The organism is Mesorhizobium sp. WSM3873 (genome assembly GCF_001672445.1).
Classification (GTDB): domain Bacteria; phylum Pseudomonadota; class Alphaproteobacteria; order Rhizobiales; family Rhizobiaceae; genus Mesorhizobium.
In genome coordinates this window covers 230,180-255,777 of the sequence record NZ_LYTM01000034.1, presented here as the reverse complement: position 1 = coordinate 255,777, position 25,598 = coordinate 230,180, and the positions used below count along the sequence as shown (strand labels likewise).

Sequence of the window (25,598 nt, the reverse complement as noted above, 5' to 3'; positions counted from 1 at the left end):
GGCATTGTCCCGTTCCCGGCCGGTCCCCACCGGCTATTGTTCTTGTTCGTTGGAAGGAACGACGTCTCCGTCGGCGGGCTTGGAGGGAACCTTGTATTCCTCCACCTTCGTGCCGCGCGACACGATCACCGTCTTGAACTTCGGCTCTTCCGGCTCCTTCGCCACCGCATTGACCAGCGAGGCGGCGCCCGCCTCGGCGCTCGCGGCAACCGAACCGCCGAAGGACGAGATGGTGGTAAGCCCGTTGCCGCTGGCGCTGGCATCGGCGGCGGACCGCAAAGACAGCGACAAGGAGCCGACGGTGCGGGCGAGCGCTACCTTCTGCGCCCCTTCGTTCGTGACCTCGAGGGTCACGGAATTGGCGACCTGCGGCTCGGTCTTGCGCTCGTCCGCGCCCTGCCCGACCGAAAGCACCTTGGCGTCGGACACGACGATTTCGGACGTGACCGTCGAGCCGGCTGCCCCTTGCGCGTTCTTGGACACTTCCTGGATTTCGCCGGCATCGCGCGTCAGCACGACGTCGACCCGGTCGCCCGGCGTGATGAAGCCGCCGACGCCGGCGATCTCGTCGGTGCGGATGGTGACGGCCCGCATGCCCGGAGACAGCATGTTGGAAAGTGTGGCGCGGCCGTTCGGTCCCGACAGCTTGGCGAGCAGCACCGGCTCGTTGACCTCGATTGGCGACAGCACGACTCGGCTGCCTTCGGCCAGCAGCTTGTCGATTGTCGGGAAGGCGCCTTGCGGCAGAGAATCCTGCGGCCACGGAATTTCGGTGAGTTGCGACCGGTCGAGCTGCATGCCGTAGCGCAGCGGCGCATTCGCCACGACGATGGTCTTGAACTCGACTTTGGGCTCGTGCGGCACCACGATCGATGCCGTCTTCTGCTCGGACTGGGCCCTCGCCTGGCTTTTGACCCAGAAGTCCGCGGCAAAGATCGAGATCGCGCCGAAAACGGCCGCGATGCCGATCATGGTTATGGCCCTGCCCTTCACAACGAAACCCCTGACGCCCCGTGGTCTTTTGTCGTTGAGGCTCACGCTAGGCGTTAATGTTAAAGAATCAGGAATCCAAAGGGGTGGAGCCCGCCCTATTTCCGGCGGCTTGGTTATCGAATGGTTTTGGAATAAGAGACAGTTTGATCCCTGAACGGAACAGGAACTCGTTCGCCCGCCAAAAGCGTGGCAGTATCGAGGAGTGATTCGCAGTACCGGACTTAATGGCTAGCATGGACGACACCAGCGATCTTTTCGGCAACCCGGAAAAGCAGCCCCAGCAAGTACGCGCGCCCTCGCGGCCGGCCGATCCGCTGGTGCAGGCCGCGAAGCGCTCGGCCGCCGCCCGCGACGGCAGCGAGAGCTACAGCGCCGCCGACATCGAGGTGCTTGAGGGGCTGGAGCCGGTGCGCCGTCGCCCAGGCATGTATATCGGCGGCACCGACGACAAGGCGATGCATCACCTCTTCGCCGAGGTCATCGACAATTCGATGGACGAGGCGGTGGCCGGCCACGCGACCTTCATCGACGTCGAGCTTTCCGCCGACGGCTTCCTGACCGTCACCGACAATGGCCGCGGCATTCCGATCGATCCGCATCCGAAGTTCAAGAAACCGGCGCTCGAAGTCATCATGACGACGCTGCATTCGGGCGGCAAGTTCGACTCCAAGGTCTACGAGACCTCCGGCGGTCTGCACGGCGTCGGCGTATCCGTAGTCAACGCGCTGTCCGATCACCTCGAGGTCGAGGTCGCGCGCGGGCGCCAGCTCTATCGCCAACGCTTCTCGCGCGGCGTTCCGGTGAGCGGGCTGGAGCACCTCGGCGAGGTGCACAACCGCCGCGGCACCAGGACCCGCTTCCATCCCGACGAGCAGATCTTCGGCAAAGGCGCCGCCTTCGAGCCGGCCCGGCTCTACCGCATGACGCGCTCGAAGGCCTATCTGTTCGGCGGCGTCGAGATCCGCTGGACCTGCGATCCCTCGCTGATCAAGGAAAAGGATCAAACTCCGGCCAAAGCCGAGTTCCATTTCCCGGGCGGCCTGAAAGACTACCTCAAGGCCACCCTCGGCGACGAATTCCAGGTCACGCGCGAAGTCTTCGCGGGCAAAAGCGACAAGCAGGGCGGCCACGGCTCGCTGGAGTGGGCGGTGACCTGGTTCGGCGGCGACGGCTTCCTCAACTCCTACTGCAATACGATTCCCACTCCCGAGGGCGGCACGCATGAGGCGGGCTTCCGCAACGTGCTGACGCGCGGGCTTCGCGCATATGCCGATCTCATCGGCAACAAGCGCGCCTCGATCATCACGACCGAGGACGTCATGATCTCGGCCGCCGGCATGCTGTCGGTATTCATCCGAGAGCCGGAATTCGTCGGCCAGACCAAGGACCGGCTGGCCACCATCGAGGCGATGCGCATCGTCGAAACCGCCATCCGCGACCCGTTCGACCACTGGCTGGCCGACAACCCGCAGGAAGCCTCGAAGCTTCTCGAATGGGTGATCGCGCGCGCCGACGAGCGTGTGCGCCGGCGCCAGGAAAAGGAAGTGTCGCGCAAGAGCGCGGTACGCAAGCTGCGCCTGCCGGGCAAGCTCGCCGACTGCACGCAGAACGCCGCGGCCGGCGCCGAGATCTTCATCGTCGAGGGCGACTCGGCCGGAGGCTCGGCCAAGCAGGCGCGCGACCGCGCCAGCCAGGCGGTGCTGCCGCTGCGCGGCAAGATCCTCAACGTCGCCAGCGCCGGCAACGACAAGCTTGCCGCCAACCAGCAGATTTCCGACCTGATCCAGGCGCTCGGCTGCGGCACCCGCTCGAAATATCGCGACGAGGACCTGCGCTACGACCGCGTGATCATCATGACCGACGCCGACGTTGACGGCGCGCATATCGCTTCGCTTTTGATCACCTTCTTCTACCAGGAGATGCCGAACCTGATCCGCGGTGGCCACCTCTATATGGCCGTGCCGCCGCTCTATTCGATCCGTCAGGGCGGTAAGGTGGCCTATGCGCGTGACGACGCGCACAAGGACGAATTGCTGCGCACCGAATTCACCGGGCGCGGCAAGGTCGAGATCGGCCGCTTCAAGGGCCTTGGCGAGATGATGGCCTCGCAGCTCAAGGAAACCACGATGGACCCGAGGAAGCGCACGCTTCTCAGGGTCGACGTGATCGATGCCGAGCAGGCGACCAAGGACGCCGTCGACGCGCTGATGGGCACCAAGCCCGAGGCCCGCTTCCGCTTCATCCAGGAACGCGCCGAATTCGCCGAGGCCGACGTGCTGGATATCTGAACGCGGACTGGTCCATAACAGGCTCCGGGACGGAGACTTGCATGTGACCTGGACGCGGCTGAAGGATCTAGCCGGGACACCGTTAAGTGAGCTGATCCAGCCGACGCGCTCGGACTGGATCTTCGCCCTGCGCACGGTTTCTGCCGGGCTGATCGCGCTGCTTGCCGCTTACGCCTTAAAGCTCGATCATCCGCAGTGGGCGATGATGACCGTGTTCATCGTCGCGCAGCCGGTCGCCGGCATGGTGCTGGCGAAAGGCTTCTACCGCCTGCTCGGTACGCTGGCCGGCGGCCTGGCGGCGATCGGCATCACATCGCTGTTCGGCACCAATCCCTGGCTCTTGGTGACGGTGCTGGCACTATGGATCGGCGTCAGCACCCTCGTTTCCTCGCTGCTGCGCAATCCGGAAGCCTATGGCGCCGCCCTTGCCGGCTATACGGCGATGATCATCAGCCTGCCGGCATTCGGGCAGGCGCATCTCGTCGTCGATCTCGCTGTCGCGCGCTGCGCCGAAATTGTGCTCGGCATCGTCTGCGCCGGCGTCACCAGCCGGCTGATCCTGCCGAAGCTCGCGGCGGACGCCATCATCTCCAGGCTGAAACGCAGCATTCTCGATCTCGCCGACTACGCCTCAGGCGCCTTTTCCGACGGCGATCCGGCCGGTCTTGCCGCTCTCCAGCGCAAGCTGATCACCGATGCCCAGACGCTTGCCGAAATGCGCGCCTATGCGCGCCTTGAAGCGCCGAGCTTCGCGACCCGCGCCCATCCGGTCCGGCGCACGATCGGACAGCTCCTGTGGGCGCTCTCGGCGGCCCGCGCGCTGCATACCCATGCCGCCCCGGAGAATGCGACGCTCATCCCTCTTCGCAGCGAATTGAAGGCAATCGTCGGGGAACTCGCTACGACGCGCGACGCGTTGGACGACACCGGCCCATGGGTGGCCCGGCTCGAGGCAACCGCGACCAAGGCAAGAGAAACGGCGCCGGTGGCCACCGATCCCGGTGAAGACAAGGTCGGCACCATCACCCGCCTCACCATTGCCGCCGATTTCGCGGAGGCGCTGAAGCAGGTGATGCGCGGCTTGGATGCGCTTCGCTCGCCGGTTTCCCGAACGTCTCGTGAGCGGCAGCAGCCGGCCCTGGTCGTGCACCGCGACTATCATGCGGCCTGGCGCAATGCGGTGCGCGCCGCGCTCGCCACGCTTCTGGTGGCCGCCTTCTGGCTGACCACCAAATGGTCGGAGGCGGCGGGCACCGTCATTCTCGTCGCCGTCGTCTCCAGCCTGTTCGCGGCACGTCCCGATCCGGTTCAGTCGGCCTGGGGCTTCTTCACCGGAACGCTCCTCGCTTTGCCTTTCGCTTTCCTCGTCGGCCAGATCGCAATGCCGGCGCTGCCCGGCTTCGGCTGGTTCACCCTCTTTGTCGTGCCGATCCTGGTGCCGGCAGCGCTCGGCATGGCCAATCCGCGGCATGTCGGCGTGGCCACCGCCTTCGCCATCAATTTCCTGGCTTTCCTCAGCCCGCACCAGATGATGACCTATGATCCCGGCCCGTTCTTCGCCGGATCGGCATCGATCCTGGTCGGCATCCTGATCGCCATCGGCGTCTTCATCGTCGTTCTGCCGGCCAATCCCTGGGCCACTGTTGAGCGCATCTCGAAGGCGATGCGCGAGGACCTGGCGCGCCTTTGCCTGCATGAGCGCGTCCCCAGGCGTTCGGCCTTCGAAAGCCTGGCCTATGACCGGATCAACCAGTTGATGCCGCAACTGCAGCAGACCGGGAGGAAAGGCGACCCTATTCTTGGCGGCAGCATTGCCGCCGTGACCGTCGGCCTCGAAGTGCTCCGGCTGCGCCAGGCGCAACTGAACTCCACCGTGCCACGCGAGACGGTCGAGTCGATCGGCAACTTCCTGCGCGGCCTGGCGCGGGAATTGCTGTTCAGGAGGCATGGCGAGCCGCAGACCTCGACCATCGCCGTGGCGCGGGAATATGCGGCGAGCATCGCCGGTCGCGGCGACCGGCCGGAAATGCTTCAGGTCGCGGCCTCACTGCGCATCATCGCTGCCGCGATGCAGGATTATCCGGATTTTTTCGCGAAGGGGCGGGCCTGATGGATCCGGGCGCATTGAGATTCAGATCAGGTCGAGCCGAAGTCGGAGATGGCGCGCCACGATAAGTTCCCGTGGCCAGACGAAAGTTCCTCGTGGACCGTTTCTTCCTGCTATTCTGGCAGAGAAGGGGTCACGCAATGAGCGACAATCGCAAGCTGGCCGCAATCCTGGCTGCCGACGTAGTTGGATACAGCCGGCTCGCCAGCGAGGACGAGGACCGGACTTTGGCGCGGTTGCGTGCGCTGCGCAGCGACCTGATCGATCCGACCATCGCCGTGCACAAAGGTCGCGTGATCAAGCGCTCGGGGGACGGGGCGCTGGTCGAGTTTCGCAGTGTGGTGGATGCCGTGCGTTGCGCTATCGAGGTGCAGAACGGAATGGTCGAGCGCAATGCCGGCGTACCGCAGGACCGCCGCATCGAATTCCGTATCGGCGTTCATCTGGGCGACGTGGTCGAAGAAACCGACGGCGACCTGATGGGTGACGGCGTCAATATCGCGGCTCGTCTGGAGGGCATCGCGGCGCCCGGATCGATCTGCGTCTCGGAGGATGCCTATCGTCAGGTCAGAGCGAGGCTCGACCTCTCGGTCACCGACCTTGGCAGCACGCAACTCAAAAACATCGCCGAACCGATACGGGTATATTCGCTGCAAGTAGGGCCGCCCGGGAAGGCTGCCACAATCACGCAACCCGCGACGAGCCGTCGGGCCGAGTCGTCCCCGCCGAAGCTGTCGATAGCGGTTCTACCGTTGGTCAACATGAGCGGTGATGCAGAACAGGTGTTCTTCACCGACGGGCTGACGGAAGACATCATTACCGATCTGTCGAATGTGCCGGGATTCTTCGTCATCGCCCGCAATTCCACCTTTGCCTATAAAGGCAAATCCACCGACGTGCGCCAAATCGCCCATGAGCTAGGGGTGAGATACATCCTTGAAGGTAGCGCGCGTCGCTCGGCAGAGCGTCTCAGGATAAATGTCCAGTTGATTGACGCTGCGGGCGGCGGAAATCATGTTTGGGCTGAACGCTTTGACCGCGACCTCGCCGACATTTTCGGCGTCCAGGATGAGGTCACGCGACGCGTTGTTGAAGCGACTTCGGGTAAGCTTGGTGTCAAGGATATTGTTGCCCGTTCCCGGCCGTCAAATCTCGAAGCCTATGATCTTTGTGTTAGGTCACGAAACAAATGGAACATTTCGAAATCAGACAATCATGAGGCGTGTGCTGATTTGGAACGGGCAGTTCAGATCGACCCAAATTACTGCGAAGCGCACAGCAATCTTGCCATCTCACTGCTATTCGGCTGGATGATCTGGGGGGGCCCACAGATACCCGGCCGGGCAAGGGCTCTGATGCACGCACAACGAGCTGTGGAAATTGATTCCGGGGATTCTCGCGCTCACACGATCCTCGGCTGCGTTCAGCTTTATGAGCGAAACTGGGATGAAGCAAAATTCCAGTTTGACGCTGCCCTTCGGCAAAATCCCAACGATGCAGATGCGGTTGCTTGGATGGCTGAGCTTCAAATCTACTTAGGCGATCCCCAGGCGGCGCTAACAGCTTGTGTAGAGGCGCTGCGCTTAAACCCGCATCCACCTGGTTGGTATTTTTGGATCATGGGGTTGGCACAAATTTCCTGCGGTCAACATGAAGAAGCTGTAGCGTCTTTGAGCCGGGACGAAACATACGGGACGGGTTCGAGGGAGGCCCTGATTGTCGCGCTTGCCCTTGCCGGTCGAGTCTCTGAGGCACAGGAGGAAGCCCGCCTATTTCTTGCTGGGAATCCAGACTGGAAAATCGCTGATTTCATTAAGAATATACCCTTTAAGAGTATGACTGCTGCGGAGCCGTTCGTAGAGGGCTGGCGGTTAGCAGGCATGCCAGACTAGAGAAATTCTAAGAAAGGTTCTAGCGATTTTCCGCCCGGAATTGCGTAAAAACAAAGGGATAGAGCGGTTCGGCCTTTCTGTGAAACGCTGGAGCGCTCTAACTAGGCGGCGGCAATTGCCAGCGCATGCCCGCGCGCGTTCTCGCGCAGCGCGTCGAGATGGATCGACTTCACCAGTCCGGCGAGATCGCCCTCGGCCGATTGCCCGCCGAGTTCCTTCAGCATCAGCCAACTCACCTCCTGCACGCCGGCGACACGCTTGCCGTTGGCGACCTCGCGCCAGATCTTCAGCGCGCGCAGGATGATGCCGTGCGTGGCGGCGGCGAGGCCTGCGCTGCGGAACAGCGCCTGCAGCGCAACGTCGTGCCCGCCGGCCAGCAACGCCCTCACCCGCTGCTCGGATTGTTGGGCAAGCGCCACCAGGGCCGAGCCGAAGAAGTCGACCTTGCCATGCGCGACGGTGCGGATGATGAAGCTCGCGGTGAGATCGCCGCGCAGTCTGAGATGCTCGATCAGCGCCGCGTGCTCCTCGGCGCGCGTGCCCTCGATCAGCGTCACCGAGGCCTTCACGCAGGCGTCGCGCATCACGCGGTCTGCCCGTGCCGCTCCCATCAGCGCCAGCACCAGCGGCGATCCCTTCAGCGTCTCGCCGAGCTTGACCAGAAGCATGTGCCGGCAGTCGGCGGGAAGCCGCGCGTCGGCGATCAGCGCCTCACGCACCAGCGGCAGGTGGCCGTGCCGTTCGGCCATGCGGCGGAAACTCAGCGATGCAATATCGGCGCCGCTGTTGGCGACCAGCGTGGCGCAGGCTTCCGGCTCGCCGATCTCGGCGATGGCTGCCGCCAGCGACATCGAGACGACGGGACGGTTGGCTATCAGCTTTTGGGTGGCCTTCTGGCCGCAGGCGACGCGGTCGATGAGATCGACATCGGTAAGCAGAGGCGAACGCGCCAGCACCAGCGCCGCCACTTCCGGCTGGTCGGAAGCGAGTGCTGCGATCACCTGCGGCGGGGCGTGATGGCTCATCGACAGCGCTTCGGCGAGCGCCTGCCGGACCTTGGCGGAAACGTCGTCGAGCAGCAGCGTGAGCGCCGCCTCGGCGGCGCAGCGATCCTCGAACGGCAGGTCGGAATTGATGTAGGCGCGGGCCAGCGCGCTCGCGGCGGCGGCGCGCTCGGAAACCCTTGCCTTATCGATCCACTTTAGAAAATGCGAAACAACCATGCCGATCAGCTACGCCCTTGCCGAAACGTTTCGGCCCCGTTGGGAACGGTAAGCTGGAAATGGTTTACGAACGGTTCACCATGTTTCTTAACCGGCTTGATGGCTTTGCAACCAACGCCTATCAAACAGGAATAGCGGAGGAGATCGACCATGGCCGGGCTTTATCTGGAGGAGTTCGTCGTCGGCCGCGTCTTCCGGCACACGCTGCGCAAGACCGTCACCGAAAGCGACAACATGCTGTTCTCGGTGATGACGCTGAACCCGCAGCCGCTCCACATCGACTTCGACTTCGCCGCGAAGAGCGAATGGGGCAAGCCCTTGGTCAATTCGCTGTTCACGCTCGGCCTGATGATCGGCATCTCGGTGAACGATATCACCGTCGGCACCACTGTCGCCAATCTCGGCATGAAGGAGACCGTCTTCCCGCACCCGGTTTTCCACGGCGACACCATTCGCGTCGAGACGACGGTCGTTTCGGTGCGCGAGTCCAGGTCGAAGCCCGATCGCGGCATCGTCGAATTCGAGCACCGCGCCTATAATCAGAACGATGTTCTTGTCGCCAAATGCACGAGGCAGGCGATGATGATGAAGAAGGCGTCCTGATGCGCTCGCTGCTCTTCGTGCCGGGCGATTCCGAGCGCAAGCTGGAAAAGGGCTTTGGCGCCGGCGCCGACGTGGTCATCGTCGACCTTGAGGATTCGGTAGCCGCCGGCAACAAGGCGGCCGCCCGCAAAGTCGCGGCGAACTTCATCGCCGGCCACCGACGGCAGACCAACTCCGCCATCTACGTACGCGTCAACGATCTGTCGACCGGCCTGACCGACGATGATCTTGCGGCGCTCGTCCCGGTGAAACCCGACGGCATCATGCTGCCGAAGTCGAACAGCGGACAGGATGTCCAGCAGCTCGCGGCCAAGCTTCGGGTGCACGAGGCCGAATGCGGCTTGCCGGATGGCGGCATAAAGATCCTGCCGATCATCACCGAAACCGCGTCCGGACTGCTGGCTGCCGCGAGCTACGCCGGAGCAAGCAGCCGGCTTGCCGGACTTACCTGGGGCGCGGAAGATCTGTCGGCCGCAATCGGCGCGCGTTCGGCGCGCGACGAGAGCGGCCGCTACACCGACGTGTTCCGCCTGGCGCGCGCGACGACCATCCTGGCCGCCGGAGCGGCGGAAATCGCCGCGATCGATACCGTCTTTCCGGATTTTCGCGACATGGCCGCTTTCGAAGCCGAATGCAGAGAAGCCGAGCGCGACGGCTTTACCGGCAAGATGGCGATCCATCCGGTGCAGGTGCCGGTCATCAACGCCGCTTTCACGCCGTCGCCGGAAGCGGTCGAACGATCGCGGGCGATCGTCGACGCCTTCGCGGCGGCGGGAAATCCGGGCGTCGTCGGCATCGACGGCAAGATGTATGATCGGCCGCACCTGCGGCTTGCGGAGCGGCTGCTGGCACGCGCGAGAGCGGCGGGACTTTCAGCCTGAACCGCCAATTGCCAGACCATGGGGATCAGTTTGTAGCGGACGTGAGCCGTGTAGCCCTTTCGGTTAATCCTTGCTCCAGCGCGGCCGCCGCATCGAGAAAATCTCGTTGACGCTGGCATAGTCCATATAGCCGAGCCGGGCGACATTGCCGGCCCTGACGATGTCGAACAGGCCGTCCCTGAGATAAGCATCGTCGATGTGGACCCCGACGACCTCGCCGGCGACGACGATGGCGCTGGTCTCGGCGCCGTCCAGCGCCCGCGGCCGAAATATCTCGGTCACCTTGCATTCGAGGGCGGCGGGCGCTTCCGCCACGCGCGGCGGCGCGACGAGGCGCGACGGCGCCATGGCGAGATCGGCATAGGCGAACTCGCTGACGCCGCGCGGCGCATCGACGGCCGTGCGGTTCATTTTCTCGGCAAGCTCGCGGCTGACGAGATTGGCGACGAATTCGCCGGTTTCATCAGCGAAGGTGGCGCTGTCCTTCGCGCCTTCGGATGAGAACCAGACGATGAAGGGACGAGTCGAAAAGGCGTTGAAGAAGGAATAGGGCGCCAGGTTGATCTCACCGGCCTTGTTCAATGTCGAGATCCATCCGATCGGGCGGGGTGCAACGATCGCCTTCGACGGATCGTGCGGCAGGCCGTGCCCCTTGGATGGCTCGTAGAACATGTCAGCCGGCCCACGGCCCGGCGTAATCGGCATAGAGCTTCGCCGGATCGGGTCGGGGCCGCTCCGGCGCCGGTCCCTGGTACGAGCCGATATGGACGAAGCCGATGACGCGCTCCTGCGGCGACAGCCCGAGAATCGCCCTGCCCTCCGCAACGTCGGAATACCAGTTGCTGATCATGTTGGTGCCATAGCCCAGCGCATTGGCCGCGATCATCAGATTCATAGCCGCCATTCCGCCCGACAGGAACATCTCCCATTGCGGGATCTTTGGGTTCTCCCGCGGCACGGAGACGACGCCGATCACCAGCGGGGCGCGCGAGAAGCGCGCCAGTTCCTGGTTGCGGCGCCCCTCCGGCAACGGTCCTTCGCGCTGCTCGGCAAGCGCCGCGAGCTTCTTGCCGATCTCGACCCGCGCATCGCCGCGGTAGACGATAAACCGCCAGGGCTCGAGGCGGCCATGGTCTGGCACCCGCGACGCCGCGGCGATCATCGTGGCGATTTCCGCATCGCTCGGCGCCGGCTCCTTGAGGTCGGGAATCGGCGCTGAATTGCGGGTCAGCAGGAAGTCGATGATCGGCGACGCCATGGGCGCAAGTCTCCTAGCATTCAATTTTGAGCTGAAGCGCGCCATCGGGAGGTCGGGCGGCTCGGGCAATGGCGCAATTATACGGCGGATAAAGAGCCCTGGCGGAGGGCGGCAGGCTCTTGAGCCTTGAAATTGCCACCGCCTTGGGCTTCAACGCAAGGCATGTTTGAGGGGACTCTGCGCCTTTTCGTGATCGGGCTCATCGCCGCGTTGCTTGCGGTGCCGGTTTCGTTCGCGCTGGCCCAGAACGCCAACGATGTCGGCAATATCAAGTTGCCGGGCATTTCGAGCTATGCGACGCCGAAGAGCGAGCGGTCGCTGGCGCTCGGCAGCGGCGGAGCGATCACCCTTTCTGCGCAACTGACCGACAAGGGCGCCGACATCACCCGCGGCATCGTCTGGCGCGTCTTCAAGCCGGAACCGGCCAGCGACGGCAAGCTGCCGATGGTGGCGTCCGCGCATGGCGGCACGGCGGTGTTCCAGCTCGACCCCGGCAGCTACCTGGTCCACGCCTCTTACGGACGGGCCGGCGCCACCAAGCGCATCACCGTCGGCAAGGACGCAAAGCGCGAAAGCCTCGTTCTCGATGCCGGCGGCTTGAAACTCGACGCGGTGACGTCCGGCGGCGCGCATATCGCGCCAAAGAAGCTCCGCTTCGCGATCTATGAGGGCCAGGCCGAGGCCAATGGCGACCGCGCGCTGATCGCCCCCGATGTCGAGCCGAACACGGTGGTGCGGCTGAATGCAGGCACCTACCATGTCGTCTCCACCTATGGCGCGGTCAACGCCGTGATCCGCTCCGATATCCGCGTCGAGGCCGGCAAGCTGACCGAGGCCACCGTCGAGCACCGCGCGGCCGAGATGACGATGAAGCTGGTGCGCGAGCCCGGCGGCGAAGCCATTGCCGACACCTCCTGGTCGCTGCTCAACGAATCCGGCGATCCGATCAAGGAAGCCGTCGGCGCCTTCGCCTCGATGGTGCTGGCCGAGGGCCAATACACCATCATCGCCAAGAACCGCGACCGCATCTACCAGAAGGATTTCACCGTCGTGGCCGGCCAGAACCAGGAAATCGAGGTCGTGGCCAACGAATCGTCCGCCATCGATCCCGAGGAGGGCGCGGACTAGGCGGTCTGCTCAGGCGGCTTTGCGCATCCGCTTGGTTAGAAACGGCACGCGTCCGCGCCGCGCCGCCGCCGGAGCGAGATCGAAGACCGCCTGGTAGAGCCGGTCGAGCAGCGCCTTGCGGTCGCGCAACGGTTCCAGCTCGCTCCACTTCAGCACATCGCCGATGCGCACCTCGATCGCCCTGCCGGACAGCCGGGCGAATTCGCGGATGAGCAAGGAGGTGCGCAGCGTCAGCGACGCCTTGCCGACGAATTTCGCCACGCGGTTGTCGCGCTCGGCCATGTTCATCGGCCCACTGACGAGATGGAACAGACGGCCGTTCTGGCCGGAGAAATGCAAAGGGATGACCGAGGCCTTGGCCTCCTGGATGAGCTTGGCCGGAAACATCTTCCACGGCAGGTCGATCGCCCGGCCGAACCCCTTCGGCGCCGTGGCGACGCCGCCGGCCGGAAAAACGACGATCATGACGCCTTCCTTCAACAGCCGCACCGCTTCGTGGCGCACGGCCATGTTGTTCTTCAGCGCTTCCTTGGTCTCGGAAAAATCGATCGGCAGCGAATAGGCTTCCATCTCGCGGATCCTGAGCAGGTCCTTGTGGATCATGACCCGGAACGGACGGCCGAGCTGCTCGGCGAGCGACAGCACTGCAATGCCGTCGCCGATGCCGAAGGGATGGTTGGCGACGATCACCAGCGGACTAGCCGGCACATTTGCCGGCGGCCAACGGCCGGCGTGGTGCACCCTGACGTCGATCAAGTCCAGCATGCGGCTGAACACACGTTCGCCCGTTGGAGCGACCTGGCGCCGCCACAAGTCGTAGAGCACGGCAAAGCGGTCGCGGCCCGACAGGCCTTCGACGGAATGGATGAACCACCGAGTCAGCGCCGGCTGATGCCGGTTGGCGTAGGAGAGCTCGGGAAACGGCCTTTCCCGCGGTTTCAGCTTGAGCATGGCGGCTCGGTTACAAGGTTGGCGTGACAGGCGTGTGAAGATGGCGGTGGACCTATGTGCCACCGCCATTCGAGAAGCGATTGGAGATTAACGATTTTAGGCCGCGCGGCGCTTGCGGTCCGGAGAGACGGCCTCGTCCGCCAGCAATTTCACGGCGTCGCCGAGCTTCAGCGATTCCTGGTCGCGGGAGCCGAGCCGGCGGACATTGACGGTTTCCTCTTCCGCCTCCCGCTTGCCGCAAACGAGAATGACCGGAACCTTGGCCAGGCTGTGCTCGCGCACCTTGTAGTTGATCTTCTCGTTGCGCAGATCGGTTTCGGCGAGCAGCCCCGCAGCCTTCAGCCGCTCGACCACCTTCATTGCATACTTATCCGCGTCTGAGGTGATCGTCGCCACCACCACCTGCAGCGGCGCGAACCACAGCGGGAAATGGCCGGAATAGTTCTCGATCAGGATGCCGAGGAAGCGTTCCATCGAGCCGCACACCGCGCGATGCACCATCACCGGCTGCTTCTTCTCCGAATCCGAGCCGATATAGAAGGCGCCGAAGCGTTCCGGCAGGTTGAAGTCGACCTGCGTGGTGCCGCACTGCCATTCGCGGCCGATGGCGTCCTTCAGCACATATTCGAACTTCGGCCCGTAGAAGGCGCCCTCGCCCGGATTGACCGAGGTCTTGATGCGATTGCCGGAGCGCGTGCGGATCGTCTCCAGCACATTGCTCATGATCGCCTCGGCATGGTCCCAGGCCTCGTCTGTGCCGACCCGCTTGTCGGGCCGCGTCGACAGCTTCACCGCGACCTCGTCGAAGCCAAAATCGGCATAGGTCGACAAGATCAGATCGTTGATGCGCAGGCATTCCGCGGCGAGCTGCTCCTCGGTGCAGAAGATATGCGCATCGTCCTGGGTGAAGCCGCGCACACGCATCAGCCCATGCAGCGCGCCCGACGGTTCGTAGCGGTGCACATTGCCGAACTCCGCAAGCTTTACGGGCAGTTCACGGTAAGACTTCAACCCATGCTTGAAGATTTGCACATGGCCGGGGCAGTTCATCGGCTTCAGCGCGAAGACGCGGTCGTCGTCGGTGTCGTCACCGGCAACCGTCACCTTGAACATCGCGTCGCGATACCAGCCCCAGTGCCCCGACGTCTCCCACAGGCTCTTGTCCAGCACCTGCGGCGCGTTGACTTCCTGGTAGCCGTGCTCGTCGAGGCGGCGGCGCATGTAGTTGACCAGGTTCTGGAACATCTTCCAGCCCTTGGCGTGCCAGAAGACGACGCCCGGTCCCTCCTCCTGAAAATGGAACAAATCCATCTCGCGGCCGAGCTTGCGATGATCGCGCTTCTCGGCTTCCTCCAGCAGCATCTGGTATGCCTCGAGCTGCGCCTGGTCGGCAAAGGCGGTACCGTAGATGCGCGTCAGCATCGGGTTGTTGGAATCGCCGCGCCAATAGGCGCCCGCCACCTTCATCAACTTGAAGGCGTTGCCGATCTGCCCGGTCGAAGCCATGTGCGGACCGCGGCAGAGATCGAACCAGTCGCCCTGCGCGTAGATCTTGATATCCTGATCCTCGGGGATAGCGTCGATCAGCTCGACCTTGTAGCGCTCGCCCTTGTCGGCAAAGACCTTCTTCGCCTTCTCGCGCGACCACACTTCCTTGGTGAACGGCCTGTTGCGGGCGATGATCTCGCGCATCTTCTTCTCGATCACCGGGAAATCGTCCGGGGTGAACGGCTCGTTGCGCGCGAAGTCGTAATAGAACCCGTTCTCGATCACCGGCCCAATGGTCACCTGCGTTCCCGGCCAAAGCTCCTGCACGGCCTCGGCCAGCACGTGCGCCGCGTCGTGGCGGATGAGTTCCAACGCGCGCGGATCCTCGCGGGTGATGATCTCGACCTTGCCGGACCTGCCGAGCGGATCGGAAAGATCGCGGACGGTGCCGTCGAGGCTATAGGCAACAGCCTTTTTCGCCAGCGATTTGGAGATCGATTCGGCAAGGGCGGCGCCGGTCACGGCCGCGTCGTACTCGCGGACGGAACCATCGGGAAATGTCAGGGAGACGGAATTCAGCATCAGAGTTGTCCTATCCAGTCCCGCAAACGAGCGCGGGTGGTGAATGCATGTCGCAGGAATGTGCTGGAGCATGCAGGGTTGGCCGGAGGCGCCAATCACTTGGACGCTGGCGGGCGGCAGTCTTTTATGAGGAGTTTCCGCCGCCGTAAAGCCGCAAGCCGTTCTATTTGATGAGCCCGGGAAGATCGTTCAGGAAGCCGCCCGCGTCACGAGCCCCTTCGGTCAGGTGGAAGCCGGGCTGGCGCGCTGGTCGCAGACGCCCTCCTGGTAAAGCGTCACGCCGCTCGCCGAATCCTCGATCAAAGTGCAGTGGATATCCGTCAGCGGCGCCGATTGCGCCCGCATCGGCAGGCCGAGCATCCAGGCCAGCAGGAACAGAATAATGGCAATGAAGAACGGATACCGGTCCATCTGGCGCATCGAAACTCACTCCGGAAAAGGGATTACGCGGAGCGGCTTAGCGAGGCGTCTTGTCTCGATTTTGTCTCAAATTGGCAGTGTTTGTGCAGGCTGACGTTAACCCTACCGGATCGTAAACACGGGCTGCGAAACGCTGCCGCAGTCAGCCATATGCGTCGTCGTCGCGCTTCCTGCCGATTTGCCAATAGCGCCACGGCATGAACCAGACATAGCGCGGCGCAAGCGTCTCCGGCACGCGGTCGATGCCATGCGTCCCGAACGGCCCGCAGCGCGAGACCCGGAACAGCGCCAGCCAGCCGCCGGCCCATAATCCATGGCGGGCGATTGCCTCATGCGCATATTCGGAACAGGTCGGCAGATGCCGGCAGCTATTGCCGACGAAACCGGAAAGCATCAGTTGGTAGAGGCGCACGAGCGACGTGCCGAGGACGCGGCCCGGCGTCTTGCGCCAGGGTCCTTGCCAGTTTCGCCCATGCCGGACCGGCCGGACGTCATGGATATGTCCTGGATGGTCTCCCATCCACTTCTCCGCAGCCAGCTTCCTTGTGCGTTAGATGTGGGCTTCGAGCCGGGAACGCAACGACCTTTTATCGCTCATCGCCTGGAACGCCGGACGGGTCGCTTGTCTGTCCACTCAGCATGGCGCCGGGATACGAAGCGAGTTCGCCATGACCAGGCAAGCAGCCCAGGAGATCGCCCTCAAGCAGCCTCTCCGGCGCGCTTCTTCTCGATCTGGCCGATCGCGTCGACCACTGCATCGAAGGTCAGCATGGTCGAGGCGTGACGTGCCTTGTAGTCGCGCACCGGCTCCAGATATTTCAGATCGGCGAACCGGCCTTCCGGCGGCGCGCCGTTTTCCTTGAGCATCTTCAGCATGGTCTCGCGCACTGAGCGCAACTCGTCGGCGTTCGCGCCGATGACATGCTGGGCCATGATCGAGGAGGATGCCTGACCAAGCGCGCAAGCCTTCACGTCATGAGCGAAATCGGTCACCACGTCGCCATCCATTTTGAGGTCGACGGTGACGGTCGAGCCGCACAGTTTGGACTGCGCTCTGGCGGTCGCATCGGGGTGGTCGAGCCGGCCGATCTTGGCGATGTTTCCGGCGAAGCTCAGGATTTTCGCATTGTAGATGTCGTCGATCATTTTTTTCCAATCCGTCGCCGCCAAGCGAACAGGCTTTGCCGCTGTTGCGTCTTCCTTTCGCTGTGCACGACCATATATAATGATGGCAGCCGGGCATCGACAAGGCAAACTCAAACCATTGTCATTGCTCATCTGTTCACGCCGCTTACGGGCTGGAAACCGGGCGAGTTTCACCCGAAAGGTCGTGGTCCGTTCAACTCGTCCCACCTCTGAGTGGGACTACGGGAGACGCCTTTATGGATGCCGTCATCAAGAAACTCATGCCCCCTTCCTCCTATATGGAGAAGCCTGTCACCGATCGCCCAAGCGAGGCCGAGGTCCAGGCCGCCGTGCGCACGCTTTTGCGCTGGACCGGCGACAACCCTGATCGCGAGGGCCTTGTCGACACGCCGAAGCGCGTCACCAAGGCTTTTCGCGAGATGTTCAACGGCTATGACATGTGCCCGGCCGAGGAGCTTGGCCGCACTTTCGAGGAAGTGGCCGGCTATGACGATCTCGTCATCGTCAGGGACATCAAGTTCCACTCCCATTGCGAGCACCACATGGTGCCGATCATCGGCAAGGCGCATGTCGGCTACCTGCCGGACGGCAAGGTCGTGGGTCTGTCCAAGATCGCGCGCGTCGTCGACATCTTCGCCCATCGCCTGCAGACGCAGGAAGCGATGACGGCGCAGATCGCAGGCGTGATCCAGGACGTGCTCAACCCGCGCGGCGTCGCCGTCATGATCGAGGCCGAGCATATGTGCATGGCCATGCGCGGCATCCGCAAGCAGGACTCGACCACGCTCACCTCTACCTTCACCGGCGTCTTCAAGGACACGCCCGAGGAACAGGTGCGCTTCGTCACCATGGTGCGTGCCTGATCGCCGCCTGCTGCCGGCCTTCAGACCATGGTCCCGAAAAGCGGGACCCGGTTTTCGGATAAGATCATGGTCCAACAAAAAGACGAACCGGCAATGTCGGCACTGCAATTTCCCAAAGCCCCGGCAGACAAGAAGGCGCTGGAGGAAGGCACCGTCCTTTCTCCGCGCTTCGATGCTGCCGGCCTCGTGACCGTCGTCGTCACCGACGCCGGCGACGGCATGCTTTTGATGGTCGCGCATATGAATGCCGAGGCGCTGGCGCTGACGCTCGAAACCGGCATCGCCCACTATTGGTCGCGTTCCCGCAACGCGCTGTGGAAAAAGGGCGAGACCTCGGGCAACGTCCAGCGCGTCCTCGAGATGCGCACGGATTGTGACCAGGACGCGATTTGGTTGAGCGTCAAAGTATTGGGCCAGGACGCAACTTGTCACACCGGTAGGCGTTCCTGCTTTTATCGGACGGTGGGGCTCAGCGACGGCAAGGCGGTGCTTGCCGACGATGGCAGCAAGCCGCTGTTCGATGCGCAAGAAACGTATCGGAAGCCGGCGTGAACCATTCGATATTCACAAACCACTCATATTCACTATTCTCAAACATCCTTGTGATAGAAGGGACACGGGACAAGGGAGATCATGATGCTCGAATGGGCGTCATTGCGCAGCAGACCTGACGTTCAGGAGGCCAACGGCCTTGCATCGTCCGGCGGCGTGCTCGATCCGAAATCGGCGAAGAAGATGGGCATCTCGCTAGCGCTCGGCGGCGGCTGTGCTCGTGGCTGGGCCCATATCGGCGTGCTGCGCGCGCTGGACGAAGCCGGCATCGAAGTTTCGATGATAGCGGGCACCTCGATCGGCGCGCTGGTCGGCGGCTGCTATCTCGCCGGCAAATTGGACGAACTGGAAGAGTTCGCCAGAAGCCTGACCAAGCGGCGCCTCTTCGGACTGCTCGATCTCAATCTGCGCGGCAGCGGCCTGTTCGGCGGCATGAAGCTCGATGCGCGGCTGCGCGAACATGTCGACGGTATCCGTTTTGAGGAACTGTCGAAGCCCTTCGTCGCCGTCGCTTCCGAAATCCGCACCGGCCACGAAATCTGGCTGTCGAAAGGTTCGCTCATCACCGCCATGCGCGCGTCCTACGCGCTGCCCGGCGTCTTCGAGCCCGTGAACTGCAACGGGCGCGTGCTGGTCGACGGCGCGCTGGTCAATCCGGTGCCGGTCTCGGTCTGCCGCGCTTACGAGCAGCCGCTGGTCGTGGCCGTCAACCTCCACTACGATCTGTTCGGGCGTGCCGCGGTGATCAAGCACAGCGCGGGTGAACTCGTCATCGAGAACGACGCGCCGCGTCCCGGTCAGGTCAATCCCCAGCACCCGCCGCACCAGACCCGCCTCGGCATCACCGGCGTCATGGTCGAGGCCTTCAACATCATCCAGGACCGGATCTCGCGCGCCAGGCTCGCCGGCGATCCGCCCGACATGTCGCTGCAGCCGAAGCTCAGCCATATCGGACTGACCGAGTTCCACCGCGCAGACGAGGCGATCCGCATCGGCTATCAGGCGACCATGTCCCAGATCAGCGAATTGCGGCGGCTGCAGACGGTGCTCGCCTGATCCGAAGCGTCAGTCAAGCAATCGCGGCATCTGTGATGCGGAATTGCACTGAGCGGTTGCCGTTCCAGTAATTGCCCGACAGCGAACCGGCTATATGCACGGTCTTGCCCCTGTTCTTGAACAGGAATTCGCCGAGCGCGGTGTCGACGGCGCGGAACGCGATCGCCTGGAGGTTGCCGCCGCTTTGCGACTGCAGGTCGGCGCGGATGTGGTTGGTGCCGATCGGCCGCGCATCGATGAGTCTGTGGCGCGGCAGCACAAACACCGGCGCGATGTGTCCGGCGCCGAACGGGCCGGCTTTCTCCAGCGCATCGAGCAGCGCCAGCGTCGCGCCCTCCGCGGCTAAGGCGCCGTCGATCGCCAGGCTTTCCTCGCTCTGCAGCCGGAACACATCCGCCGCCGCGCGCTCCTCGAAGAAAGCCCGAAGCGCGCCGAGCTTGGCACGTTCCACGGTGATGCCTGCCGCCATGCCGTGACCGCCGCCCTTGGCGATCAGGCCGGCCTGCGCCGCCTCGCGCACCAGCCGGCCGAGATCGAAACCGGAGACCGAGCGCCCCGAGCCGGTGCCGATCCCATTGGCATTGAAGGCGATTGCGAAAGCGGGACGGCGCGCATGGTCCTTGAGCCGCGAGGCCAGCAGCCCGACGATGCCGGGATGCCAGCTGTTGCTTGCGGTCACGACGATGCCAGGGCCGGTGCCGCCGGCAAGCTCCGCGTCGGCCTCGGCGCGCGCCTGCGCCAGCATCTCCAGTTCCATCTGCTGCCGTTCCTGGTTCAGCCGGTCGAGCGTCTCGGCAATGCTTGCGGCTTCAACGGGATCCTCGGTGGCAAGCAGCCTGCTGCCGAGCGCGGCATCGCCGATGCGCCCGCCGGCATTGATGCGCGGCCCGATCAGATAGGCGAGATGGAAGGTATTTATCGGCTCGCCGATGCGCGAGACCCGCGCAAGCGCCGCCAGCCCCTCATTTTTCTGCTGGCGCGCCACCTGCAGCCCCTTGACTACGAAAGCGCGGTTGACGCCGGTGAGCGGCACCACGTCGCAAACGGTCGCCAGCGCGGCGAGGTCGAGCAACGAAAGCAGATCGACCGGCGCGACGTTTGGCAAGCGTTCGCGAAGCACCTTCGCCGTCTGCACCAGGCACAGGAAGACCACACCGGCGGCGCAGAGATGCCCCTGCCCCGAAAGGTCGTCCTCCCGGTTCGGATTGACCACCGCATCCGCCGCCGGCAGCGGTCCGCCGACTTGGTGATGGTCGAGCACCACGACATCGGCGCCGGCATCTTTCGCCACCTCGATCGACACGGCGCTGTTGGTGCCGCAGTCGACGGTGACGATCAGCTTCGCGCCGCGCGAGATCAGCTCGCGCATAGCTTCCGGATTCGGGCCGTAGCCTTCGAAGATGCGGTCGGGGATATAGATCTCGGACGGCACCGAAAAATGCGCCAGAAAGCGCTTCAGCAGCGCCGACGACGCGGCGCCGTCGACATCGTAGTCGCCGAAGATCGCCACCCTCTCGCCGGCCACGACCGCATCCGCGATGCGCGCCGCCGCCTTCTCCATGTCGGTCAGCGAGGCCGGGTTCGGCAAAAGCTCGCGAATGGTCGGATCGAGGAAGCGCTCGGTCTGCTCGACCGTCACGCCGCGGCCAGCCAGCACCCTTGCGACGATGTCCGGCACGCCATGACCCTGCGCGATGGCCAAAGCGGCCATGTCCTGCCGCTCGGTCAGCCGGTGCTCCCAGGAAACACCGGTCGCCGACTGCCTGACATCGAGGAAGAAGCGTCTCTCGCCCATCATGAGACGCGCCGTCTGCACACCATCCTTCGGCAGATATCAAGATGCGACAGCCCTAGCAATTCCGGGAAAGCGAACCACCCCGGAAAACTGTGGAAGGGCGCTCCGACCGTAATTGCGCGAAAGTGTCTACAAGGACGAAATCAGAACTTTTCCAGATCCTGGTGACGCGCCTTGATCTCGCGCACTGTGCGCGAGGACGAGCGCAGCACGATGGTGTGAGTGGTGATGAAGGTGCGCCCGAACTTCACCCCGCCGAGCAGATTGCCGTCGGTGACGCCGGTCGCCGCGAACAGCACGTCGCCGCGCGCCATGTCCTGCGCGCGATAGACCCGCTTCGGATCCGAAATGCCCATCTTTTCGGCCCGTGCAATCTTCTCCGGCGTGTCGAGGATCAGCCGGCCCTGCATCTGTCCGCCCGTGCAGCGAAGCGCCGCCGCGGCCAGCACCCCTTCCGGCGCGCCGCCGGTGCCGAGATAGATGTCGATGCCGGTCTCTTCCGGATCGGTGGTGTGGATGACGCCGGCGACGTCGCCGTCGCCGATCAGCCGGATGGCGGCGCCCGTGGCCCGCACCGCGTCGATCAGCTTGGCATGGCGCGGCCGGTCCAGGATGCAGGCGGTGATGTCGGGCACCGCCACGCCCTTGGCCTTGGCGAGATTGGCGATGTTCTCGGCCGGCGGCGCGTCGATGTCGATCAGGCTGTCCGGGTATCCCGGCCCGATGGCGATCTTGTCCATGTAGACGTCGGGCGCGAACAGCAGGCTGCCCTTCTCCGCGATGGCGATGACGGCGAGCGCGTTGGGAAGGTTCTTGGCGCAGATCGTCGTGCCTTCGAGCGGATCGAGCGCGATGTCGACGGCCGGGCCTTTGCCGGTGCCGACCTCTTCGCCGATATAGAGCATCGGCGCCTCGTCGCGCTCGCCCTCGCCGATGACCACGGTACCCTTGATGGCCAACCGGTTGAGTTCCTGGCGCATCGCATCGACCGCGACCTGGTCGGCCGCCTTCTCATCGCCGCGACCGCGCAGCCTGGCAGCGGCGACCGCGGCCCTTTCGGTCACACGCACCACTTCCATGGTGAGGATACGATCGAGGCCGGCTACGATGTTTTGGGCCATGTTCATGGATGGGCATTCCTCGTTGAAACTGCGCTTTGCCTCCCGCCAGAAGCGCGCTTCTTCTGGCAAAGCTCCATGACAACGGCAAGACTTGCCATTTCAATTTTTGAAATGGCAGCAATATCAATCGATTAAAGGTGAAGTATGACTCGAACTATTCCGCCCGCTCGATACGGATCACCTGCGGCTTGTCGGTGAGATGGCCGTCCTTGGTGACGCCTTCGACCGCCTTGCGCACCGCCGCTTCCGTTGTCTCGTGGGTGACGAGGATGACCGTCTTTTGCTCTTCGGTTGCCGGCCCGGCGGCCTGCTGGACGATCGATTCCAGTGAAATATCGTTGTCGGCCATGCGCTTGGCGATCGCCGCGAAGACGCCGATGCGGTCGTGCACGGTGAGCCGGATGAAATAGCCGCCGGCATGGCTGCGCATCTGCGCTTTCCTGTAGGGCTTCAATTCCTTCGCCGGCCAGCCGAAGACCGGCCCGTGCTGGAAGCCCGGCCGGCTCTTGGCGATATCGGCAATGTCGCCGACCACAGCCGAGGCGGTGGCATTGCCGCCGGCGCCGGGGCCGGAGAGCAAAAGCTCGCCCAGGATGTCGGTCTCGATCGCCACGGCATTGGTGACGCCATGCACCTGCGCGATGACCGAGGCCGTCGGCACCATGGTCGGATGCACGCGCTGCTCGATGCCGCTGTCGGTGCGCTGTGCGACGCCGAGCAGCTTGATGCGGTAGCCGAGGTCGGCTGCCGCGCGAATGTCGGCCTGGGTGATGTTGGAGATGCCCTCCATATAGATGTCGTTGGCGGCAATCTTCGTGCCGAACGCAAGGCTGGTCAGGATCGACAGCTTGTGCGCCGTGTCATGGCCTTCGATGTCGAACGTCGGGTCGGCCTCGGCATAGCCGAGGCGCTGCGCGTCCTTGAGGCAGGCATCGAAAGAGATGCCTTCGGCCTCCATGCGGGTCAGAATGTAGTTGCAGGTGCCGTTAAGGATGCCGAAGACGCGGGTGACCTGGTTGCCGGCCATCGCCTCGCGCATCGTCTTGATGACCGGGATGCCGCCGGCCACCGCAGCCTCGTAGTTGAGCAGCACGCCCTTCTTCTCGGCGATCTCGGCGAGTTGCACGCCGTGCTTGGCCAACAGCGCCTTGTTGGCCGTCACGACATGGCGGCCGGCCTCGAGCGCCGCCTTCACCGATGCACGCGCTGGCCCTTCGTCGCCGCCGATCAGCTCGACGAAGACATCAATGTCGGCCTTCTCGGCCATCTTTGCGGCATCGTCGAACCATTTGGTGTCGCCCAGATCGACACCGCGGTCCCGCTTCGGATCGCGCGCCGAAACCGCTGTGACGACAATGTCGCGACCGCACTGGCGGGTGAGCTCGGCGGCCTTGTCGTTGAGCACGCGCGCCACCGAGGCGCCCACCGTGCCAAGGCCGGCAATTCCAACACGCAACGCTTCAGCCATGTCCGGCGACGCCCCTCAAAGATTGGTCGGTGTGGTGTGCGGTAAATTCAGCGGCGCGCGGTCAGCGGCACAACATTGTTGGGCTGCTTGGCGGTCGAGGCCAGGAAGCGCTTGATGTTGCGCGCCGCCTGGCGGATCCGGTGCTCGTTCTCGACCAGCGCCACACGAACGAAATCGTCGCCGTGCTCACCGAAGCCGATGCCCGGCGCCACCGCCACGTCGGCGTGCTCGATGAGCAGCTTGGAGAATTCGAGCGAGCCGAGCTGGCGGAACTGTTCCGGAATCGGCGCCCAGGCGAACATCGAGGCCGCCGGCGCCGGAATGGTCCAGCCGGCACGGCCGAAGGAATCGACCATCACATCGCGCCGCTTGTGATAGACCTCGCGCACCTCGGCGATGTCGGCACCGTCGCCGTTGAGCGCATGCGCCGCCGCCACCTGGATCGGCGTGAAGGCGCCGTAGTCGAGATAGGATTTGACGCGCGTCAGCGCCGCGATCAGCCGCTCGTTGCCGACCGCGAAGCCCATGCGCCAGCCGGGCATGGAAAAAGTCTTCGACATCGAGGTGAACTCGACGCAGACATCCATCGCGCCTGGAACCTGGAGCACCGAAGGCGGCGGATTGCCATCGAAATAGATCTCGGAATAGGCAAGGTCCGACAGGATGATGATGTCGTTCTTCTTCGCGAAGGCGACCACGTCCTTGTAGAAATCGAGCGAGGCGACAAGCGCCGTCGGGTTCGACGGATAGTTGAGGATCAGCGCCAGCGGCCTTGGGATCGAGTGGCGGATGCCGCGCTCGACCGCCGGGATGAAGCCGTCATCCGGTTCCACCTGCAGCGAGCGGATGACGCCGCCCGACATGATGAAGCCGAAGGCGTGAATCGGGTAGGTCGGATTGGGGCACAGGATGACGTCGCCGGGCGCGGTGATCGCCTGCGCCATGTTGGCAAAGCCCTCCTTCGAGCCGAGCGTCGCCACCACTTGCGTGTCGGGATTGAGCTTCACGCCGAAGCGGCGGGCATAGTAGTTCGCCTGGGCCCGGCGCAGGCCCGGAATGCCGCGCGAGGACGAATAGCGATGCGTGCGCGGATCGCGCACCACTTCGCATAATTTGTCGACGATGGCCTTCGGCGTCGGCAGGTCCGGATTGCCCATGCCCAGGTCGATGATGTCGGCACCGCGCGAGCGGGCGCTGGCCTTCAGCCGATTGACCTGCTCGAACACGTAAGGCGGAAGCCGGCGGACCTTATGAAATTCTTCCATTGGAGTTCCAGACGAGCAAAGGGGGCGCTTTTCGGCGCGCGATATAGACCTAATTGCAGTTAGGGTCGAGGGCGGGATCGCATTTGCCTTCGATCTGCTTCAGCGCGTCGTCGCCATGCGTCCTGGCGAGCGTGTTCAGCGCCGCTGTATTGGCGGCTGGCTTCGCGCGGCCGCCCTTGGCAAGCTGCGCCTGCTGCTCGGCCTTGAGCTGGGCAAGCTTGGCGGCAGTCTCTTCCTTCGTGAGCTGCTTGGCCGCTACCGGCGGCGGAATGTTGAGGTTCGGATAGGAGCCGGTGTCCTTCGGCCCCTCGGTCACCGCGGTCGGCCTCGCATTGCTGGCGTTGCTGCTGGTCTCGCAGCCGCCCGCGAGCAACGGCGTGCACAGCACCGCGGCTGCGGCGGCGATGCGGCAAATCGAACCGGCGCCGAGAAAATAAGTCCCGCCAACATTAATCGTCATATTGTTTTCCTGGCAGCCGGGTTAGAGCGTGTTGGACCCGGTCAGATGTCCCATGGTA

The 25,598-nt window shown here is 63.9% G+C and carries 22 protein-coding genes and 1 pseudogene; 9 read left to right on the top strand and 14 right to left on the bottom strand.

The annotated features are described in order from the left end of the window. Nucleotides 1-33: 33 nt before the first annotated feature. On the bottom strand, nt 34-972 hold the full coding sequence (gene cpaB, locus A9K71_RS20885) for a Flp pilus assembly protein CpaB (RefSeq protein ID WP_067000181.1): 939 nt from the start codon (nt 970-972) through the stop codon (nt 34-36). A gap of 254 nt (nt 973-1,226) precedes the next feature. Here cpaB and parE point away from each other — a divergent pair, with 254 nt between their 5' ends. From parE to A9K71_RS20870, 3 genes are all read left to right on the top strand, one after another. Further along, entirely contained in the window at nt 1,227-3,281 is a 2,055-nt protein-coding gene (gene parE, locus A9K71_RS20880; RefSeq protein WP_067000178.1) for a DNA topoisomerase IV subunit B, read from the top strand. 43 nt (nt 3,282-3,324) lie between these two features. Further along, the gene (locus A9K71_RS20875; RefSeq protein ID WP_067000175.1) at nt 3,325-5,391 is read left to right on the top strand and encodes an FUSC family protein; all 2,067 of its coding nucleotides are present in this window, start codon (nt 3,325-3,327) and stop codon (nt 5,389-5,391) included. Between the two features lie 137 nt (nt 5,392-5,528). After that, on the top strand, nt 5,529-7,280 hold the full coding sequence (locus tag A9K71_RS20870) for an adenylate/guanylate cyclase domain-containing protein (RefSeq protein ID WP_067000172.1): 1,752 nt from the start codon (nt 5,529-5,531) through the stop codon (nt 7,278-7,280). A 101-nt stretch (nt 7,281-7,381) separates the two neighbouring features. Here A9K71_RS20870 and A9K71_RS20865 read toward each other — a convergent pair whose 3' ends face one another. After that, entirely contained in the window at nt 7,382-8,503 is a 1,122-nt protein-coding gene (locus A9K71_RS20865) for a DUF2336 domain-containing protein (protein WP_067000169.1), read from the bottom strand. A 150-nt stretch (nt 8,504-8,653) separates the two neighbouring features. On the opposite strand from A9K71_RS20865, the gene A9K71_RS20860 reads away from it, so the two are divergent. Both A9K71_RS20860 and A9K71_RS20855 read left to right on the top strand, forming a co-directional pair. Beyond that, nucleotides 8,654-9,106, top strand: a complete 453-nt coding sequence (locus A9K71_RS20860) for a MaoC family dehydratase (protein WP_067000165.1) — start codon at nt 8,654-8,656, stop codon at nt 9,104-9,106. Continuing rightward, on the top strand, nt 9,106-9,987 hold the full coding sequence (locus A9K71_RS20855) for a CoA ester lyase (RefSeq protein WP_067000912.1): 882 nt from the start codon (nt 9,106-9,108) through the stop codon (nt 9,985-9,987). Before A9K71_RS20860 ends, A9K71_RS20855 begins: the two co-directional genes overlap by 1 nt. A gap of 63 nt (nt 9,988-10,050) precedes the next feature. Here the strand turns inward: A9K71_RS20855 and A9K71_RS20850 are convergent, their stop codons facing one another. Together A9K71_RS20850 and A9K71_RS20845 are read right to left on the bottom strand one after the other, a co-directional pair. After that, nucleotides 10,051-10,659, bottom strand: a complete 609-nt coding sequence (locus tag A9K71_RS20850) for a flavin reductase family protein (RefSeq protein ID WP_067000162.1) — start codon at nt 10,657-10,659, stop codon at nt 10,051-10,053. 1 nt (nt 10,660) lies between these two features. After that, nucleotides 10,661-11,245, bottom strand: coding sequence for a nitroreductase (locus tag A9K71_RS20845; protein WP_067000159.1), 585 nt, complete (start codon nt 11,243-11,245; stop codon nt 10,661-10,663). A 162-nt stretch (nt 11,246-11,407) separates the two neighbouring features. Between A9K71_RS20845 and A9K71_RS20840 the strand changes: the two genes are divergently transcribed. Further along, on the top strand, nt 11,408-12,373 hold the full coding sequence (locus A9K71_RS20840) for a hypothetical protein (protein WP_067000157.1): 966 nt from the start codon (nt 11,408-11,410) through the stop codon (nt 12,371-12,373). A 9-nt stretch (nt 12,374-12,382) separates the two neighbouring features. Here A9K71_RS20840 and A9K71_RS20835 read toward each other — a convergent pair whose 3' ends face one another. The 5 genes and pseudogenes from A9K71_RS20835 to A9K71_RS20815 form a co-directional block, all read right to left on the bottom strand. Further along, nucleotides 12,383-13,324: a lysophospholipid acyltransferase family protein gene (locus A9K71_RS20835; protein WP_067000154.1), complete on the bottom strand. Its 942-nt coding sequence runs from the start codon at nt 13,322-13,324 to the stop codon at nt 12,383-12,385. Nucleotides 13,325-13,420: 96 nt separating this feature from the next. Continuing rightward, entirely contained in the window at nt 13,421-15,394 is a 1,974-nt protein-coding gene (gene thrS, locus A9K71_RS20830) for a threonine--tRNA ligase (RefSeq protein WP_067000152.1), read from the bottom strand. A 225-nt stretch (nt 15,395-15,619) separates the two neighbouring features. Further along, a pseudogene (locus A9K71_RS20825) lies at nt 15,620-15,814 on the bottom strand (class D beta-lactamase); the annotation flags it as partial. Between the two features lie 142 nt (nt 15,815-15,956). After that, entirely contained in the window at nt 15,957-16,334 is a 378-nt protein-coding gene (gene yidD, locus A9K71_RS20820) for a membrane protein insertion efficiency factor YidD (RefSeq protein ID WP_067000147.1), read from the bottom strand. A 179-nt stretch (nt 16,335-16,513) separates the two neighbouring features. After that, nucleotides 16,514-16,960 (bottom strand): iron-sulfur cluster assembly scaffold protein, encoded by a 447-nt coding sequence (locus A9K71_RS20815; protein ID WP_067000144.1) that lies wholly within the window; start codon nt 16,958-16,960, stop codon nt 16,514-16,516. 236 nt (nt 16,961-17,196) lie between these two features. Here A9K71_RS20815 and folE point away from each other — a divergent pair, with 236 nt between their 5' ends. The 3 genes from folE to A9K71_RS20800 all read left to right on the top strand — a co-directional run bounded on the left by folE (nt 17,197) and on the right by A9K71_RS20800 (nt 19,431). Then, nucleotides 17,197-17,823, top strand: a complete 627-nt coding sequence (gene folE, locus A9K71_RS20810) for a GTP cyclohydrolase I FolE (protein WP_067000141.1) — start codon at nt 17,197-17,199, stop codon at nt 17,821-17,823. Between the two features lie 93 nt (nt 17,824-17,916). Continuing rightward, a complete protein-coding gene (gene hisI / locus A9K71_RS20805; RefSeq protein ID WP_067000908.1) occupies nt 17,917-18,375 on the top strand; it encodes a phosphoribosyl-AMP cyclohydrolase in 459 nt (152 codons plus the stop codon). 84 nt (nt 18,376-18,459) lie between these two features. Next, complete coding sequence (locus tag A9K71_RS20800) at nt 18,460-19,431, top strand: patatin family protein (protein WP_067000906.1); 972 nt, start codon at nt 18,460-18,462, stop codon at nt 19,429-19,431. Between the two features lie 13 nt (nt 19,432-19,444). On the opposite strand, the gene recJ is transcribed toward A9K71_RS20800, so the two are convergent. The 5 genes from recJ to A9K71_RS20775 all read right to left on the bottom strand — a co-directional run bounded on the left by recJ (nt 19,445) and on the right by A9K71_RS20775 (nt 25,540). Next, complete coding sequence (gene recJ, locus A9K71_RS20795) at nt 19,445-21,229, bottom strand: single-stranded-DNA-specific exonuclease RecJ (protein WP_067000138.1); 1,785 nt, start codon at nt 21,227-21,229, stop codon at nt 19,445-19,447. 140 nt (nt 21,230-21,369) lie between these two features. Beyond that, on the bottom strand, nt 21,370-22,353 hold the full coding sequence (gene glpX, locus A9K71_RS20790; protein WP_082980638.1) for a class II fructose-bisphosphatase: 984 nt from the start codon (nt 22,351-22,353) through the stop codon (nt 21,370-21,372). A 148-nt stretch (nt 22,354-22,501) separates the two neighbouring features. Beyond that, entirely contained in the window at nt 22,502-23,815 is a 1,314-nt protein-coding gene (locus tag A9K71_RS20785; protein WP_067000136.1) for a homoserine dehydrogenase, read from the bottom strand. A 47-nt stretch (nt 23,816-23,862) separates the two neighbouring features. Then, entirely contained in the window at nt 23,863-25,080 is a 1,218-nt protein-coding gene (locus A9K71_RS20780) for an LL-diaminopimelate aminotransferase (RefSeq protein ID WP_067000132.1), read from the bottom strand. A 49-nt stretch (nt 25,081-25,129) separates the two neighbouring features. Beyond that, nucleotides 25,130-25,540, bottom strand: a complete 411-nt coding sequence (locus A9K71_RS20775) for a hypothetical protein (protein WP_067000131.1) — start codon at nt 25,538-25,540, stop codon at nt 25,130-25,132. Between the last annotated feature and the right edge of the window lie 58 nt (nt 25,541-25,598).

What these genes read in the sequence shown, in the direction of transcription:
- cpaB (WP_067000181.1), bottom strand. Translation starts at nt 972, where the DNA reads ATGATCGGCATCGCGGCCGTTTTCGGCGCGATCTCGATCTTTGCCGCG.
- A9K71_RS20850 (WP_067000162.1), bottom strand. Translation starts at nt 10,659, where the DNA reads ATGTTCTACGAGCCATCCAAGGGGCACGGCCTGCCGCACGATCCGTCG.
- A9K71_RS20785 (WP_067000136.1), bottom strand. Translation starts at nt 23,815, where the DNA reads ATGGCTGAAGCGTTGCGTGTTGGAATTGCCGGCCTTGGCACGGTGGGC.
- A9K71_RS20840 (WP_067000157.1), top strand. Translation starts at nt 11,408, where the DNA reads ATGTTTGAGGGGACTCTGCGCCTTTTCGTGATCGGGCTCATCGCCGCG.
- A9K71_RS20870 (WP_067000172.1), top strand. Translation starts at nt 5,529, where the DNA reads ATGAGCGACAATCGCAAGCTGGCCGCAATCCTGGCTGCCGACGTAGTT.
- A9K71_RS20815 (WP_067000144.1), bottom strand. Translation starts at nt 16,960, where the DNA reads ATGATCGACGACATCTACAATGCGAAAATCCTGAGCTTCGCCGGAAAC.
- glpX (WP_082980638.1), bottom strand. Translation starts at nt 22,353, where the DNA reads ATGAACATGGCCCAAAACATCGTAGCCGGCCTCGATCGTATCCTCACC.
- folE (WP_067000141.1), top strand. Translation starts at nt 17,197, where the DNA reads ATGGATGCCGTCATCAAGAAACTCATGCCCCCTTCCTCCTATATGGAG.
- A9K71_RS20845 (WP_067000159.1), bottom strand. Translation starts at nt 11,245, where the DNA reads ATGGCGTCGCCGATCATCGACTTCCTGCTGACCCGCAATTCAGCGCCG.
- A9K71_RS20835 (WP_067000154.1), bottom strand. Translation starts at nt 13,324, where the DNA reads ATGCTCAAGCTGAAACCGCGGGAAAGGCCGTTTCCCGAGCTCTCCTAC.
- A9K71_RS20780 (WP_067000132.1), bottom strand. Translation starts at nt 25,080, where the DNA reads ATGGAAGAATTTCATAAGGTCCGCCGGCTTCCGCCTTACGTGTTCGAG.
- thrS (WP_067000152.1), bottom strand. Translation starts at nt 15,394, where the DNA reads ATGCTGAATTCCGTCTCCCTGACATTTCCCGATGGTTCCGTCCGCGAG.
- yidD (WP_067000147.1), bottom strand. Translation starts at nt 16,334, where the DNA reads ATGGGAGACCATCCAGGACATATCCATGACGTCCGGCCGGTCCGGCAT.
- hisI (WP_067000908.1), top strand. Translation starts at nt 17,917, where the DNA reads ATGTCGGCACTGCAATTTCCCAAAGCCCCGGCAGACAAGAAGGCGCTG.
- A9K71_RS20775 (WP_067000131.1), bottom strand. Translation starts at nt 25,540, where the DNA reads ATGACGATTAATGTTGGCGGGACTTATTTTCTCGGCGCCGGTTCGATT.
- A9K71_RS20800 (WP_067000906.1), top strand. Translation starts at nt 18,460, where the DNA reads ATGCTCGAATGGGCGTCATTGCGCAGCAGACCTGACGTTCAGGAGGCC.
- parE (WP_067000178.1), top strand. Translation starts at nt 1,227, where the DNA reads ATGGACGACACCAGCGATCTTTTCGGCAACCCGGAAAAGCAGCCCCAG.
- recJ (WP_067000138.1), bottom strand. Translation starts at nt 21,229, where the DNA reads ATGATGGGCGAGAGACGCTTCTTCCTCGATGTCAGGCAGTCGGCGACC.
- A9K71_RS20860 (WP_067000165.1), top strand. Translation starts at nt 8,654, where the DNA reads ATGGCCGGGCTTTATCTGGAGGAGTTCGTCGTCGGCCGCGTCTTCCGG.
- A9K71_RS20865 (WP_067000169.1), bottom strand. Translation starts at nt 8,503, where the DNA reads ATGGTTGTTTCGCATTTTCTAAAGTGGATCGATAAGGCAAGGGTTTCC.
- A9K71_RS20855 (WP_067000912.1), top strand. Translation starts at nt 9,106, where the DNA reads ATGCGCTCGCTGCTCTTCGTGCCGGGCGATTCCGAGCGCAAGCTGGAA.